The organism is Blastopirellula marina (genome assembly GCF_002967715.1).
GTDB classification, from domain to species: domain Bacteria; phylum Planctomycetota; class Planctomycetia; order Pirellulales; family Pirellulaceae; genus Bremerella; species Bremerella marina_B.
Map to the genome: position 1 here is coordinate 323,196 of NZ_PUIA01000069.1, position 14,870 is coordinate 338,065.

The window sequence follows — 14,870 nt, forward strand, 5'->3', positions numbered from 1 at the left end:
CCAGGCATTTGTGCCCCTGGAGTTCCTAAATACACGATTCGAGATCGCGTACCATGATCCATCCTCAACACTGGTTCATGCCTGCCATCATTGGGCGAGGTTCGCGCTGGGAAACCAGGTGGATCGTCGTATTGCTATTGGGAATCTCGATTACCTCGGGCTGTGCAACGCAAAAGTGGGCCAGTGTTCGGAAATCGCCGAGCAATCCGCTGGAAGGTCCGCTGCAGTTGATGTCGCACACAGGCCCCAAAGTCACCGACCGAACCCGGCAATCGCTACGTGTGCTGGGGCTGGAAAGGTACGCCGACGGGAGCTACGAAAAAGGGCTGGCCGAACTAGCCGAGATCATCGAGCGCGAACCGACGCCTGAAAACCTTTATACGTTTGCCGAACTCTCGTACATTGCGGCCACACGGGCCGATGCGATGGGCAAGGACGCGACCGCCTTGGAACTGTACGCCGGCAGCGTGTCGCACGCCTATTACTTTCTGTTCGAATGCAAAGAAGGGGTCGCGGCCGACGGCTACGACCCACGCTTCCGTCAGGCCTGCGACATTTACAATAAGTCGCTGGAAGGATCGTTGCGGCTGGTCAAAGCTCAAGGCCGCTTGAAGCAGGGAGAAACGTATCGGATCAAGACTCCGAATCATGTCTTCCATGTGTCGCTCGATACCGTCGGCCGATGGAAGGACACCCAGTTTCAAGACTTCAAGTTCACTTCCGACTACCAAGTTGAAGGGCTCAAGAACCAACATCGCCAGTATGGTCTAGGCGTGCCGCTGATTGCGGAATGCAAAGACAACCCGCCGAAAGCCCCAGGGTCTGAATACTTCCCGCCGAACCTGACGTTCGCGCTGACGGCGTTCTTAAAAGTGGAACACACGCCGCAAATCGATCCCGAGACGAACAAGAAAATTCACTACTGCAAGATCTTGCTATACGATCCGCTCGAACAGCCTGAGCTCGAAATCCACGGCCGCGAGATTCCGCTGGAAGCCGACATCAGCACGCCACTGGCTTACCTCTTGGATGCAGGCAAGGTATCGCAAACTTACCTGGCAACGTTAGGCATGTTGACGCCTGGCGAGCAGCAGGAACAACGCGGCATCTACATGCTCGAGCCGTACGATCCGAAGAAAATCCCGGTGGTGATGGTGCATGGCTTGTGGTCCAGCCCCATGACCTGGCTCGAAATGTTCAACGACCTGCGTGCTCAGCCCGAGATTCGCAAAGATTACCAGTTCTGGTTCTATCTCTACCCGACAGGGCAACCATTCTGGATCTCAGCCACTCAGTTCCGATCCGACCTGGACGCCATGCGAGCAGACCTCGACCCGCAGCATGCGGCGATAGCACTCGATCAGATGGTGCTTGTCGGTCACAGCATGGGAGGGCTCGTCTCGCGCATGCAGACGATCGAAAGCCAGAACGACTTCTGGAACCTGGTTTCCGATCAACCACCGAGCCTGCTCAAAGGCAGCCCAGAAGACACCGAGGCGCTTAAGAGCGTGCTGTTCTTTGAACCCAGCACCTCGGTCCGCCGAGTGATTACCATGGGTACGCCGCACCGCGGAAGTGACTTTGCCAACTCGACCACACGCTGGCTGGGCAAGAACTTGATTGCACTTCCGAGCTTTGTCACGGGCAGCAGCAATCGGTTGATCGCCGAGAACCCTGGCTTCTTCCGCAATCGAGACCTGCTAGAAATCAGCACCAGCGTCGACTCGCTGGCCCCGGATTCGCCGGTATTGCCAGAGATTCTGGACGCCCCGAAAGCACCATGGGTCAAATACCATACGGTGATCGGCGTGGTCGATCAGGATACCTGGCTGGGGTATTTCTCAGGACGCAGCGATGGTGTCGTGAAGTACGAGAGTGCCCACTTGGACGAGGCCTTATCCGAGAAGATCGTTACTGCGGATCACAACACGGTCCATCGCAATCCAGAAAGCGTGATCGAAGTTCGACGGATCTTGCGAGAACATGTCGACCAGTTGAAAGCGGAATACTTCAGTTCGCTTCAGCAGCCGGCGATCGAACCCATCATGCACGATCCGGTGATGCCGGCAAATCACCTGGCCCCAGTTGAAAGAGTTGCCCCTGAGCAGCCCAATCCGCTACGGACCAGCATCTATACGACTCCCCCGTCGCCCAATTAAGCGTCTTCCAGGGGAGTCGTCTGCGTCCGCTTAACCTACCGAGTTAGCAGCGCGGGCAGCGAGAAAGTCACGCATGCTGGCGGCTCGCGGCGAATCGTTTCGCTTGACGTCGGTCGACTCTTGCTTCACGCGGAAGGAGAGGACGCGGTAGTCTTCCTGAGCCTGGCTACCAGCGGTCGCTGTTTCGATCTGATCGATCCGCGACACGGTTGACTGAGGCTCGACTTCGTCGGCAGCAGGAGCAGCTTCCTCTTCAGGTTCCAATTCGGCACGAACGATCTTCACGTCGTTGGGGGCTTCGATCCCAATACGAACCGTGTTTCCCTTCACCTTCAAGATGGTGATGGTGACGCCTTCGCCGATTTGGATTTGCTGCTGCTGCTTGCGAGTCAGAACTAACATGGGTTTACACTCCGTTGCAAAAAGGGGGAAATCCTTAAGTGGTTGTTTTGGTATCTCTGAGCAATTGCACAGACCGTGCCAAACTATGACCAAAAGACGCGATTTGGTCTTAAATGGTTCATTTCATTGGCTTTAGTGTAAATCTGTCCATTTGCCGAGCTGCCAAGTAGTGTACAAATTTCCAATGTTTTGGCAACTAGATTTGTCGAAATGACAATTTGGCAGAGGAAGAATTGCCAAAGTCCCCTCAGTTGGAATAGTGACCGTGGATAAGAACTGCTGGCAACCGTGCATTAACGCACAGTGAGGATGCGAGAGAAGATTTTGACCACCGATTACACAGATGGCCACGGAGAGGAAGAAGCGGTAACGAATAAGGATCCCTTACATAGGGTGTCCCAGGGCAATGGTCGCGGCTTCTTCTCATCCGTGACCATCGGTGGTTACTCTTCTTCCGTCCCCCCGGTCTTACTTAGAGAAGACCTTTTATAGCCCGCGCAGAAAAAGTGCCCAGCCACATGACCAAGGGCAGCGTGCCGCTGATAAAGCGACTCAGGTCATATGGCCGGGCTGGGGCTTGGTATTGAGCGGTGATGAAAGTGTGCGCTGGCAAGCGACGCCTTAAGCCCCGATTTACAAACCGAAGTTTACCTTCTCTTTGACTACGGAAATTACCGTAATTGGCATTCCGCGTAATATTTTTCAAAATCCCGGAAGCAACACAGCCGAAATAGGTGGGGTTATCTCGCCTGCCTGTTCTCCGCGCGGGTCGAAAAACTGGTAAGAGATCACGCGCCACTCGCCGTCGGGATCTTGCTGAAAGGTGAGAACCATGAACGTGGCGAAATCGCCGTTCCATTCCTGGTTGTTCTTCAGATGCCCGGTCATTTTTACGTTCAGCTTGGCCACCCCAATGATGGGTGTGCTGCCGGGGTTGATGGTGACTTCCAGGTTTCGTTTCAGCTTGACGCTTTCGATCTGCACGTAGGCCATCTGCCGTTGGGCTTCGGCTTTGAGCTGCGGCGAGTCGTCGGAGATATACGACTTCACCGCTTCGGCATCGTTGGCCTCCAGGGCTTCCGCAATCTGATAGATCACCGCTTCGATGCGTTCCCCTTCGGTAACGATCGAGTATTCCACGGCCAACAGCAGGGCACAAACAGCGATCCAACCAATCAGCAGGTACAGGAAAAGCTGCTTACCGGTTTGCAGCATCGTGCCGGCGAGAATCGCGCCGCCGATGACGGCCATGATGATGATTGGCAATGATTGTTCGAAGATCCACATACGCTAATCACCGTGAGGTTGAAGTCTCGGGCGTCTCTTTTCCCCAGTTGCGAAACCGCACATACCACAGCCGGATCCATCCGACCGCAACCAATAGGCCCAGCACGGCAACCAGGTAGTTCCACCCGATCAACGTGTTGCCAGGGCTCGATACCACCACCGATGAATCGCTGGCGACCTCGTCCCCATGATTGGCAATCTGACGTGCCTGGTGCTGCCGTTCGATGTTGGCCTGCCGGATATTGAGCTTCCCTTGGAAGACAATCAGCAGGATCAGCGCCACCGTGGCAAACAGATACAGCCAAAACCAAGGGGAATCGGTAATCGGCTCTTGCTGTGGGGTCGAACTCTCGCTCATGTCACTAGTCTAACCCACCCCAGCACTTTGGGCGAAAGAAAAAGCAAGGGGCCTCACTGGGCCCCCTACTATGGTTCTATTTTACGGATGCAACCGTCGAAGTACCGTCGTCGACCGATGGGTGCCACGCCCAAGTCTGTTTTGGGCGTATGAACAAAGATCGAGAAGGCACGCCCAAGCAGACTTGGGCGTGGTACCCGGTACATGAAATCGTTGCGAGTTACTTACCGCGACGCTTCAGCAGAGCTGGGCCGCCGTACAGGGCCAGGTCGCCCAGTTCGGCTTCGATTCGCAGCAACTGGTTGTACTTGGCCATACGATCGCTACGCGAAGCCGAGCCGGTTTTGATCTGACCGGTACCCAGAGCAACGGCCAGATCCGAGATGAACGAGTCCTCGGTTTCACCGCTGCGGTGGCTGGCGATGCTGGTGTAATCGTTGGCGTGGGCCAGTTGGATAGCGTTGATCGTTTCGGTCAACGAACCAATCTGGTTCACCTTGATCAAAATGCTGTTGGCGATGTTTTCGTCGATACCACGTTGCAGACGCGTGGTGTTGGTGACGAACAAGTCGTCGCCGACCAGCTGGACCTTGTCGCCGATCTTGTCGGTCAGCATCTTCCAGCCTGCCCAGTCGTCTTCGTCGCAGCCGTCTTCGATCGAGATGATTGGGTACTTGTCGGCCCAAGCAGCCAGGAAGTCGACCATGCCGGCGGAATCAATTTCCTTACCGTCGATCGTGTAGGTCTTCTTTTCCTTGTTGTAAAGTTCGCTGGAAGCAACGTCCAAAGCGATGTAAACCTGCTCGCCGGCCTTGTAACCAGCGGCTTCGATCGATTCCATGATCAGGTCGAGCGCTTCGATGTTGCTGCCCAGGTCAGGGGCGAAACCACCTTCGTCACCGACAGCCGTGTTGAGGCCCTTACCCTTGAGCACCTTCTTCAGGCTGTGGAACACTTCCACGCCGCAGCGAAGGGCGTCGCCGAACTTATCGAAGCCCAGCGGGAAGACCATGAACTCTTGAACGTCGACGTTGTTGTCGGCGTGCGAACCACCGTTGACGATGTTCATCATCGGAGCTGGCAGCGTGCGAGCACCGACACCGCCGAGGTAACGGTACAGCGGCAGGCCGGAAGAAGCTGCGGCGGCCTTGGCAACGGCCAGCGAAACACCCAGGATCGCGTTAGCGCCCAGCTTGGCCTTGTTCGGGGTGCCGTCCAGTTCGATCATCAGTTCGTCGATGTGCGTCTGGCTGGTAGCGTCTTCACCAATCAAAGCGTCGGCGATCACGTCGTTGACGTTCTCGACAGCTTTGGTGACACCTTTGCCCAGGTAAACGCTCTTATCACCGTCGCGAAGCTCCAAAGCTTCGTGCACGCCGGTCGAGGCACCACTGGGAACGGCAGCGCGGCCAACCACGCCACTGTCCAAAATCACTTCGACTTCCACCGTGGGGTTACCGCGGCTGTCCAGGATCTGAAGTCCGCGAACGTCGACAATCATGCTCATGGTTTTGGCTCGTCTTCTTACAAAGTTGAAAAATAGAGAGTGTGTATTTCCGAATTCCATGCGAACGCGTCGGAATGCGGCAAAGCTCGAATCGCCCTAGTGATTCAAGCGGTTTTTTAAAATTCGCCGCTATTTTGACCCATCTTAGGGGCACTTGCCAAGGATGGGACGGGTCGTTGTGGGGAAATTTCCCTGCCGTTAAATTCGTGAGTAGTCATTACCACGCATGCGAAACCCCAATTGGGACTGCCCAAGGATCACCATGTTTACTGGCCTGGTTGAAACGCAAGGAAAAGTCGTCGCCCTTAAGCCCGAGGGACCGGGGGTTCGACTGTCATTAGAGAGTCCACTGATCGCCGGCAGCGCCGAGATCGGGGACAGCATCGCCGTCAACGGATGCTGCCTGACCGTGGTCAGTATTGCGGAAAATGTTGTCGATTTTGAAGCAGGCGAAGAGACGTTAAAGAGAACCAATCTTGGCCAACTTGAAAATGGGAGCGTCGTGAACCTGGAACGCTCCCTTCAATTGGGTGCTCGACTCGGCGGCCATTTGGTCACCGGACACATCGATACGACCGCCACCCTAGTCGAGCGTAACGACGACGGCGAGTGGTGTACGATGTGGTTTGAAGTCCCGAAAGAGTATGCCCGGCAGATGGCCAGCAAAGGGAGCGTAGCGATCGACGGTATCAGCCTGACGCTGGTCGACGTGACCGATACGCGGTTCAGCGTGGCCTTGATCCCCCATACGCTGGACGCCACCACCCTGGGTGGGCGAAAGCAGGGAGACACCGTCAACATCGAGACCGACCTGCTGGCCAAGTACGTCCAGCGGCAACTCGAAACCACATAGAAACCATTCCATCGGGTGCCACGCCCCCCGGATTGTTTTGGTCACCGATATTTCAATTCAACTAAGTACGACTTACAGAAACCGATTTCGCACATGCCTGAATTTCGCAATCAAACGATCTCGTACCTTACGAGCAAATTCCGCGAAATCGGAATCCGCCCGGTCTCGAAGCACGGGCAGAACTTTCTGATCGACATGAATCTGCTGGACCTGTTGGTTCGCTCGGCGGATATCCAGAAGGATGACGTCATCCTGGAAATCGGCACCGGCACCGGGACGCTTTCGACCCGCATGGCCGACCAGGCCGGCTACCTGGTGACGGTGGAAATCGATCCGCACATGGCGACGTTCGCGACCGAGGAACTCGACCCGTTCGAGAACGTCGTCCTGCTAAACTACGACGCTCTACGCAACAAAAACAACTTCCGCCCCGAGATGATCGAGACCATCAAAGAGAAGATGGCCGAGATCGGCACCGATCACTTCAAACTGGCAGCCAACCTGCCGTACAACGTGGCGACACCGATCATCTCGAACCTGCTGCGAACCGAGATCACGCCCAAAAGCATGACGGTGACGATCCAGAAGGAACTGGCCGAACGGATCATCGCCACGCCAGGGACCAAGGACTATAGCGCCCTGTCGGTGTGGATTCAGTCCCAATGCCGCTGCGAACTCGTTCGCATTCTACCGCCAAGCGTTTTCTGGCCGGCCCCCAAAGTGCATTCCGCCATTCTGCACATTGAAGTAGAACCAGAACGCCGAGCCGCGATTCCCGACCTCGAATTCTTCCACGAGTTCAACCGCTCGCTCTTCTTCCACCGCCGCAAGTTCCTGCGCAGCGTGCTGCAAAGTTCGTTCAAAGGAAAGCTGGATAAAGCGGAAGTCGACCAGGTGATGGAGCAGGGAGGCCTCGACCCAAGTGCCCGAGCCGAGAACTTTACCGTCGACGAAATCCTGGCGATGACCGAACTGTTCCGTCATAAGCTGGCCGAGAAAGACGCTTAACGGAGATGAAATGAGTCGTGTCGGGAAAGAAGCGAGGCACTAGACGGCATCGAAAAAACGGGGACTCGCCAGAGCAGTCTGCGGAAGAGTCGTCGCCACCTGTTTCCTGGTACTGGTATGCCGTGGTGATCGCGATCAGCCTGGTGCTGTTTGCCGTCTTTATCGTGACGCAATTCGACCCGATCGATCGGGTCACGATGGCTTGTGCCTCGATTGTCTGTATCGGTCTGGCATTTCTGATCATCGGTGCCGTTACGGCCGTGGGGAATTTCGAGTTTACCGACGATTCCCCCACGCAAAGTTTTTTACTGCATCTGTGGGGGCAGGCTCAGCCACAAAGGCGTTTCGGAGAAGTGTTCTACTCGCGCGATGCCCTCTACGTGGTATTCGAGAAAATCCTGATCGCCATCGTTATTCCCCTGGGAATCATCCTTGCCTTCGTACGCCCGAAACAAACCTGGCCTGCCATCCTGTGGGTCGGAGGAGGCATCCTGGCAATCTTGGGCGTTTACCTGGGAAGCGTCATCTATCAAGAGATAAACTACTGATTCAAAGCTCTCGCTGAGGATAAGCCCATAACGGGCTACCCAGAGATCGCAGGATGGCGAATGCCTCGGAAGGCTTAGCCATCAGATCGCTTACCGCGTCAGCTTGGCCGTAATTGGCAAGTGATCCGAAGGGGTGTGGCCGTCGCGATGGATGGGCAGGATCTTCGCCTCGACGACGTTCCAGCCGCGGCCGACGCCGATCCAGTCGATGCGGGCACCACCGGTGTTCTTCACGTCGAAATTGGAGAACGTTCCTTCGCCTTCCTTCTTTTCGGGATGAATCGTGCGGTAAGTATCGACAACCGGGGACTCTTCAGCGAACAGCGCGATGTAAGGTTTCGAGCCTTCATCGGCGTTGAAATCGCCGGTCAGGATGACGTCGGCATCGGCGAATTGACTGATCTTCTCACGAATCATCTTGGCCGACTCGAACCGGGCATCGGGGCCGCGGTGATCGAAGTGCGTGTTGATATAGACGATCGGCTTGGCATCTGGGGCCTTCTTATCCTTTAGCTTCACCCAACTGGCCATCCGCGGCAGGCTGCTGTCCCAGCTTTTGCTGCCAGGGACGTCCGGCGCTTCGCTCAGCCAGAAGTGGCCGGCGTCGAGTTTCTCGAAGCGATCGGTGCGATAGAAGATCGCACACATTTCGCCCTGTTCCTTACCATCTTCACGAGCAGCGGCGTGTACCTGATACCCAGGCAGATGCTTGGCTAGAAAATCGCGTTGAAAGCCCAAACATTCCTGCGTCCCCAAGAGATCGGAGTTTACCTGCTGGATGGTCTCGGCGACGAACTCTTTGCGTTTGTCCCAGTGGTTCTCGCCATCTTTCGCGGTGCCATAGCGGATGTTGAACGACATCACTTCAACGGCGTTCTCGTTGGGCTCGGCACCAAACAGGGTCGAAACCGTCATACCGGCCAGCAAGGCCACGCTCAGTAGCAGGAAAGTACGCATAGGTAAGCGTTGCTCTCAAAAAATCTCGGGGAAGGGGAGGGGGCGTGTCACTACTGGACGAGCCAGTAGTGACACCGGGATCTTGTCGTTAGTGGGCACGCTTCGCACCGGGGATACCTGACTCGACCACGTACGATGCCCGCGTGATCTTGGGGGCCCCTGGCTTGTCGACGAACTCGACCACCTGGTAATCGCTGCGCCATTCTTCGGGAGTGACCGTGCAGCTGACGTAGCCGCGTTCGGCATTGAAGAACTTGACGAAGGGGTTCTCGCTGGTGAGGATCTTGGCCGCCGCTTCGGCCTGTTCGCCGTTGCCGCCTGAGGTGATCGAGGTGCAAACGAATTCGGTCCCCATGACCGGGTCCTTCTCGTCCTCGAAGTTCACCTTCAGATCGTTGACCCAATTCTTATGGATATCGCCGGTCAAAACCACCGGGTTAGGCACTTTGCGGTCTCGCATGAAGCCCAGCAGTCGGTCGCGCGAGTGGGTGTAGCCTGGCCACTGATCCATGCTGAAGGCCTTTTCTGCTCCTTCTTCGCGATCGACAGGGGCCATCATGACCTGCTGTCCGAGAACATTCCAGTTGCTTTGCGAAGCGATCAGGTCTCGCATCAGCCAATGCTCTTGCTTGTCTCCCAGCAGCGTATTCTTGGGGTCGCGCGCCGCATCGTTCAGCGGGCTCTTTTTGTCGCCGTTGGGCTGATCGGTACGATACTGCCGCGTGTCGAGCATCTCGAAATTCGCCAGGCGGCCGTAAGGAATCCGGCGATAAAGCTGCATGTGCGGTCCGCGCGGCATGCAGCGGCTTCGCAGCGGCATCATTTCGTAGTAGGCCTGGTAGGCAGCCGCTCGACGCAACAGGTACTCTTCCGGATTGACGCTTTCCTCTTCCGAAATATCCCCGGCACAGTTGTTGTCGAACTCGTGGTCGTCCCACACCAATAACCAAGGGCACAACGCGTGCGCCGCCTGCAGGTGCTCGTCGGTACGATAAAGAGCATAGCGATTGCGGTAGTCATTAAGCGACTGAATCTCTTCGCCGATATGCTGGCGAATGGCCTTGCTGTTGCCGCGGTACTCGTAGATATAGTCCCCCAGGTGCAGCACCAGGTCTAAGTCTTCCTGGGCCATGTGCTCGTAGGCGGTAAACAGGCCGTGTTCGTAATGCTGGCACGAAGCAAATGCGAACCGCAGCTTGTCGGCCATCACGTCGTAACCAGGGGTCGTGCGGGCGCGGCCGACAGGGCTGATCGCGTCGCCACATTGAAAGCGATAAAAGTACCAGCGATCGGCCGGCAACCCTTGTACTTCGACATGCACGCTATGTCCCAGTTGCGGAGTCGCCAATGCTTTGCCGCTGTGCGCAATCTTCTTGAACGATAGGTCTTCCGAGATTTCCCAGGTGACCTCATAGGCTTCGCTGGGCATGCCGCCACCGCCCAGGGGTTCTGGAGCGAGCCGCGTCCACAGCACGAAACCATCGGGCTGAGGATCGCCTGAGGCAACGCCGAGCGTGAAAGGATCCTTATCGAAGGAGGTATTCGACTTCATCGCCCCTTGAACACATTGCCCCAGCCAAGGAAGTAAGGCCAACGAGCCGGCCCCTAATACGAACTGGCGACGATCCGATAGAAACGCATTGGCAGTCGATTGAAACGAACGAAGCGACACAGGCGGGACTCCCAGGAAAGAATGTTGCCGAAGGTGGGTGGCATCGGTGTAGGGTATCGCGATCGCTTGCCCTGGCAACCAGGATGACTTGTTCCGACGAAGATCTCAACACGATCTTCACACGAATTGCGGCTGCCCCTGGGTGCCTGTCCCCCGAAAAAACTACCGCCACCCTTAGTTCGCATCCCCCATAGGGCCGGTTTTTCAATGGCAAATCTCCATACGTGATACTCCCCTTGCGGTCGGTTTACGTTATCATGGACGATTGCCCTTTTCTGGGCCGAAAGTGTCTTAAGCTCGTTCATAGCCGAAAGTTTGCAAGCCATGCAGTTCATCGAAATGACAGGCAAAGAATTGATGGATGCCTTGACCGATGACGAATTGACCGCCGAAGACCTGAAGAAGTCCCATATCACCGAGACTTCCATCGTTCGCATCAACCGCCAGGGGGACATCGAAGTTCGTCGTCCTGACTGCTGGGATGTCGTCGGTGGCCTGATCGGCGAGTATGAAGGGCGTATCACCAAATGCAGCGGTCGTACGTGGGCTTGATGATATCAGCCGTGAGAATGGAATGCGGCTCGGCCGCTCTACTATTCAATGCACCAATTTGATACCTACTCTTGTCCTACTGCTCACTACTCGGCGTTAAAGTGCCGGTTGCCATCTCGAGCGTGACCACCAAAGACGTTGGCCCCCTCGAACTTCCATGGCCCTTTGCGATTTGTCCCAGCGGAGACTGAAAAGCTCGTGACTCCAGAGATGCTTAACTCGTTTACTCCTCCTTCCACCAGCATCGTCGATCGTTTGCGCCACCGGGCCGAACATCTGGGATCGCAGGTAGCTTTCACGTTTCTGGTCGACGGAGAAGACGAAGAGATCAAGCTCACCTACGAGCAACTCGACAAACGCTGCCAGGCGATCGCCGCAGAACTTCAGGCACGCGGCATGGAAGGGGAGCGAGCCCTGCTGCTGTTTCCACCGGGCCTCGATTTCATTGCGGCATTCTTTGGCTGTTTATACGCCGGCGTGATCGCTGTCCCCGCCTATCCTCCGCGTCGTAACCGCAACATGGTGCGTATCCAGGCCATCGCCGAGGACGCCCAAGCCAAAGTCGCGCTGACTATCTCGGACGTCTTCGACCGCATGGTCCCGATGTTCGAGGAAACCCCCAAGCTCAAAACGATCGAGTGGATCAGCACCGACAAGGTCGAAGACAATCTAGCCGCCAAGTGGAACCAGCCCCGCATCACCGCCGAGACGCTCGCCTTCCTGCAGTACACGTCCGGTTCGACGGGCACGCCTAAGGGCGTGATGCTGAACCACGGCAACATGATGCACAACTCGGCGCTCATCTCGTACGCGTTCGAGACGACTCGTAGCGTTCGGGCCTGCTTCTGGCTGCCCATGTACCACGACATGGGCCTGATCGGCGGCGTGCTACAGCCTATGCAGATCGGCCAGCCCAATGTGTTGATGTCGCCCATGGCCTTCCTGCAACAGCCGTATCGCTGGCTGCGGGCTATCTCGAAGTACCAGTGCAACGTCAGCGGCGGTCCGAACTTCGCGTACGAACTATGCGTGCAGAAGATCACACCGGAACAACGCGAGAAGCTCGACCTGAGCAGCTGGGAATTGGCCTTCAACGGGGCCGAGCCGGTCAAACCGGAAACGCTCGATCGCTTTGCCAAAACATTCGAGCCGTGTGGTTTCCGACGTGAAGCGTTCTACCCGTGCTACGGCATGGCCGAAGCCACGCTCATCATTTCGGGCGGTATGAAGAAGAGCCCTCCGGTTATTCAAGCGGTCGATGGCTACTCGCTCGACCAGCACCAGGTCGTCGACGCAGACCCCGATGACGATGGGGCCCGCTTGATCGTCGGCTGCGGTAACACGCTGCCTGACCAGAGAATCCTGATTGTCGATCCTGAAACATTCACCAAGCGGCAACCGGACGAAGTCGGTGAAGTTTGGGTCCAAGGCCCCAGTATCGCCAAGGGGTATTGGCGGAACGAAGAAGCGACCGAGGCAATCTTCAACGCCTACACCAGCGACACCCAGGAAGGCCCCTTCCTGCGAACCGGCGATCTCGGTTTCATGCAGGCCAAAGGTGAGTTGTTCATCACCGGCCGTTTGAAAGACATGATCATCGTCCGCGGCGTGAATCGTTATCCGCAGGACATCGAGCAAACCGTCACCCAGTGCCACGACTTGCTCGACGGCATGACCGCTGCCGCCGTGATGGCGGAAGTTGCCGACAAGGAACGCCTGATCATCGTGGCCGAAGCGCCCCGGGCGAAACGCAAAGACCTGACCGACATCATCGCGGCCATTCGCCGCGAAGTGGCCATCGAACACGAAGTCTCGGTCGACGGGGTGGCCCTCATTCGTCGTGGCTCGATCCCCAAGACCTCCAGCGGCAAGATCCAGCGTCACGCGTGCCGCGAGCACTTCCTCACCCACACGCTACCGGTACTTGAGCGCTGGGTGGCCTGGGACGAAGTTCAGGTTTCTGAAGAGATCCAACGCGTCAAGCTGCGTCGTGCTCAGTTGGAAGCTGCCCGTGCCGATGCCGAAGGGCTGGCCGTTTCCGATCCGATGGTGCGTCAGCGCACCGTGCAGATGGTGATCGACAAAATCCGCGAGATCGCTAAAGATCGCGGTCGCCAGATCGAACCCGATACCGACATCCTGGAGCTCGATCTCGATTCGCTCGAACGCATGGAAATCATCGCCTCGATCGAAGATCATTACGGCGCTCGCTTTCCAGACGACATCTTGCCGTCGATGCGAACCGTCGCCCAGGTTGCCGATTGTATTGAGATTTACCTGGCGACCGACGAGATGCTGCCGACCTCGTCCGGCGAGATCCCGCAAGAGATGTACGGTTTCTCGGCATTGCCCGAGTATCGCCAGGTGCGTCAGATTTCCGAACAATTGGGAGACCTCGGTCTGCCCAACCCTTACTTCCAGGTTCTCGATAGCGCTACCTCGGCCACGGCGATTGTCGACGGGAAGGAAGTGATCAACTTCGCCGGTTACAACTACCTGGGTCTGGCCGACCACGCCGAAGTGAAGAAAGCCGCTATTCAGGCAATCGAGACCCTTGGCGTTTCCACCAGCGGAAGCCGATTGATCTCCGGCGAACGGGCCCTGCATCGCGACTTGGAAAGCGAACTGGCCAAGTTCATCGGCGTGCAAAGTTCGATGCTCATGTCTGGTGGACATGCGGCCAACGAAACAACAATCGGCCATTTGCTGCGAACGGGCGACTTGATCGTGCACGACTCGATGGCCCATAGCAGTATCATTACCGGGGCCAACCTCAGCGGTGCTCGTCGGCGTCCCTATCCGCACAACGACTGGCGCGAACTCGACGAGATCCTGCATGACATCCGCAAAGACTATCGCCGCGTGCTGATCGTCGCCGAAGGGATTTACGGCATGGAAGGGGACGTCTGCCCGCTTCCGCAACTAGTTGAGATTCGCAATCGTCATAAGACGTGGTTGATGGTCAACGAAGCCCACTCGCTGGGCACGCTCGGCAAGACTGGCCGGGGTGTGTGCGAACACTTTGGCATCGACCCGAACCAAATCGACATCTGGATCGGGACGCTCAGCAAGGCCTTCGGCTCGTCTGGCGGCTACGTGGCCGGCAGTCACGAACTGGTCGATTACCTGAAGCATACGGCTTCCGGCTTTGTTTACAGTGCGGGCCTTTCCCCTCCAGCAACCGCCGCCGCCCTGGCCGGGCTGCGTCAGCTTGAGCAGAACCCAGGCTGGGTGACCAAGCTACAGCAAAACGCCGACCTGGTTCGCGAGTTGGCGAAGAAGGCTGGTCTGAACATCGGTGGCAGCGACAAGTCACCAATCGTGCCGATCATTGTCGGAGATTCGATGATGACCATGATTCTCGCGCAGAAGCTGCTGGCCGATGGCGTCAACGCTCGTCCACTGACCTACCCGGCAGTAGAAGAATCGGCAGCTCGTCTGCGGCTGTTCGTTAACGCCCACCACACCAAAGATCAGATCCGCCAGACGATCAACAAGCTGGCGGCCCTCTGGTCGAAGCTGCAACGAGAGAATCACGCCAGCGCAGGTTAGTGAGTTCGCCGTGAG

12 protein-coding genes are annotated in these 14,870 nt (G+C 56.8%); 6 read left to right on the top strand and 6 right to left on the bottom strand.

The features are described from left to right. Positions 1 to 53: 53 nt before the first annotated feature. Positions 54 to 2,159, top strand: a complete 2,106-nt coding sequence (locus C5Y96_RS21775; RefSeq protein ID WP_105357809.1) for an esterase/lipase family protein — start codon at positions 54 to 56, stop codon at positions 2,157 to 2,159. Between the two features lie 30 nt (positions 2,160 to 2,189). On the opposite strand, the gene C5Y96_RS28050 is transcribed toward C5Y96_RS21775, so the two are convergent. From C5Y96_RS28050 to eno, 4 genes are all read right to left on the bottom strand, one after another. After that, positions 2,190 to 2,561 carry a carbon storage regulator gene (locus C5Y96_RS28050; RefSeq protein ID WP_105357811.1) on the bottom strand — a complete coding sequence of 124 codons (372 nt, stop codon included), beginning with the start codon at positions 2,559 to 2,561 and terminating at the stop codon, positions 2,190 to 2,192. Between the two features lie 702 nt (positions 2,562 to 3,263). After that, complete coding sequence (locus tag C5Y96_RS21785; protein ID WP_105357814.1) at positions 3,264 to 3,848, bottom strand: hypothetical protein; 585 nt, start codon at positions 3,846 to 3,848, stop codon at positions 3,264 to 3,266. Positions 3,849 to 3,855: 7 nt separating this feature from the next. Continuing rightward, entirely contained in the window at positions 3,856 to 4,206 is a 351-nt protein-coding gene (locus tag C5Y96_RS21790; protein WP_105357817.1) for a hypothetical protein, read from the bottom strand. A gap of 220 nt (positions 4,207 to 4,426) precedes the next feature. After that, positions 4,427 to 5,713 carry a phosphopyruvate hydratase gene (gene eno / locus C5Y96_RS21795; RefSeq protein WP_105357819.1) on the bottom strand — a complete coding sequence of 429 codons (1,287 nt, stop codon included), beginning with the start codon at positions 5,711 to 5,713 and terminating at the stop codon, positions 4,427 to 4,429. Positions 5,714 to 5,975: 262 nt separating this feature from the next. Between eno and C5Y96_RS21800 the strand changes: the two genes are divergently transcribed. The 3 genes from C5Y96_RS21800 (at position 5,976) to C5Y96_RS21810 (ending at position 8,122) form a co-directional block, all read left to right on the top strand. Then, positions 5,976 to 6,566 carry a riboflavin synthase gene (locus C5Y96_RS21800; protein ID WP_105357821.1) on the top strand — a complete coding sequence of 197 codons (591 nt, stop codon included), beginning with the start codon at positions 5,976 to 5,978 and terminating at the stop codon, positions 6,564 to 6,566. A 93-nt stretch (positions 6,567 to 6,659) separates the two neighbouring features. Then, positions 6,660 to 7,574 carry a 16S rRNA (adenine(1518)-N(6)/adenine(1519)-N(6))-dimethyltransferase RsmA gene (gene rsmA, locus C5Y96_RS21805; RefSeq protein ID WP_105357823.1) on the top strand — a complete coding sequence of 305 codons (915 nt, stop codon included), beginning with the start codon at positions 6,660 to 6,662 and terminating at the stop codon, positions 7,572 to 7,574. A gap of 17 nt (positions 7,575 to 7,591) precedes the next feature. Beyond that, positions 7,592 to 8,122, top strand: coding sequence for a hypothetical protein (locus C5Y96_RS21810; RefSeq protein ID WP_105357825.1), 531 nt, complete (start codon positions 7,592 to 7,594; stop codon positions 8,120 to 8,122). 90 nt (positions 8,123 to 8,212) lie between these two features. Here the strand turns inward: C5Y96_RS21810 and C5Y96_RS21815 are convergent, their stop codons facing one another. Beyond that, positions 8,213 to 9,079: an endonuclease/exonuclease/phosphatase family protein gene (locus C5Y96_RS21815; protein ID WP_105357828.1), complete on the bottom strand. Its 867-nt coding sequence runs from the start codon at positions 9,077 to 9,079 to the stop codon at positions 8,213 to 8,215. Between the two features lie 88 nt (positions 9,080 to 9,167). After that, the gene (locus C5Y96_RS21820; RefSeq protein ID WP_233199047.1) at positions 9,168 to 10,751 is read right to left on the bottom strand and encodes an alkaline phosphatase D family protein; all 1,584 of its coding nucleotides are present in this window, start codon (positions 10,749 to 10,751) and stop codon (positions 9,168 to 9,170) included. Positions 10,752 to 11,075: 324 nt separating this feature from the next. Between C5Y96_RS21820 and C5Y96_RS21825 the strand changes: the two genes are divergently transcribed. Both C5Y96_RS21825 and C5Y96_RS21830 read left to right on the top strand, forming a co-directional pair. Further along, positions 11,076 to 11,303, top strand: a complete 228-nt coding sequence (locus tag C5Y96_RS21825; protein ID WP_105357830.1) for a hypothetical protein — start codon at positions 11,076 to 11,078, stop codon at positions 11,301 to 11,303. A gap of 198 nt (positions 11,304 to 11,501) precedes the next feature. Further along, complete coding sequence (locus C5Y96_RS21830; RefSeq protein WP_233199048.1) at positions 11,502 to 14,855, top strand: aminotransferase class I/II-fold pyridoxal phosphate-dependent enzyme; 3,354 nt, start codon at positions 11,502 to 11,504, stop codon at positions 14,853 to 14,855. The last annotated feature ends 15 nt before the right edge of the window (positions 14,856 to 14,870 follow it).

Bases quoted from the DNA above. Each gene is read 5' to 3' on its own strand.
- C5Y96_RS21775 (WP_105357809.1), top strand. From the start codon at position 54: ATGATCCATCCTCAACACTGGTTCATGCCTGCCATCATTGGGCGAGGT.
- C5Y96_RS28050 (WP_105357811.1), bottom strand. From the start codon at position 2,561: ATGTTAGTTCTGACTCGCAAGCAGCAGCAGCAAATCCAAATCGGCGAA.
- C5Y96_RS21785 (WP_105357814.1), bottom strand. From the start codon at position 3,848: ATGTGGATCTTCGAACAATCATTGCCAATCATCATCATGGCCGTCATC.
- C5Y96_RS21790 (WP_105357817.1), bottom strand. From the start codon at position 4,206: ATGAGCGAGAGTTCGACCCCACAGCAAGAGCCGATTACCGATTCCCCT.
- eno (WP_105357819.1), bottom strand. From the start codon at position 5,713: ATGAGCATGATTGTCGACGTTCGCGGACTTCAGATCCTGGACAGCCGC.
- C5Y96_RS21800 (WP_105357821.1), top strand. From the start codon at position 5,976: ATGTTTACTGGCCTGGTTGAAACGCAAGGAAAAGTCGTCGCCCTTAAG.
- rsmA (WP_105357823.1), top strand. From the start codon at position 6,660: ATGCCTGAATTTCGCAATCAAACGATCTCGTACCTTACGAGCAAATTC.
- C5Y96_RS21815 (WP_105357828.1), bottom strand. From the start codon at position 9,079: ATGCGTACTTTCCTGCTACTGAGCGTGGCCTTGCTGGCCGGTATGACG.
- C5Y96_RS21825 (WP_105357830.1), top strand. From the start codon at position 11,076: ATGCAGTTCATCGAAATGACAGGCAAAGAATTGATGGATGCCTTGACC.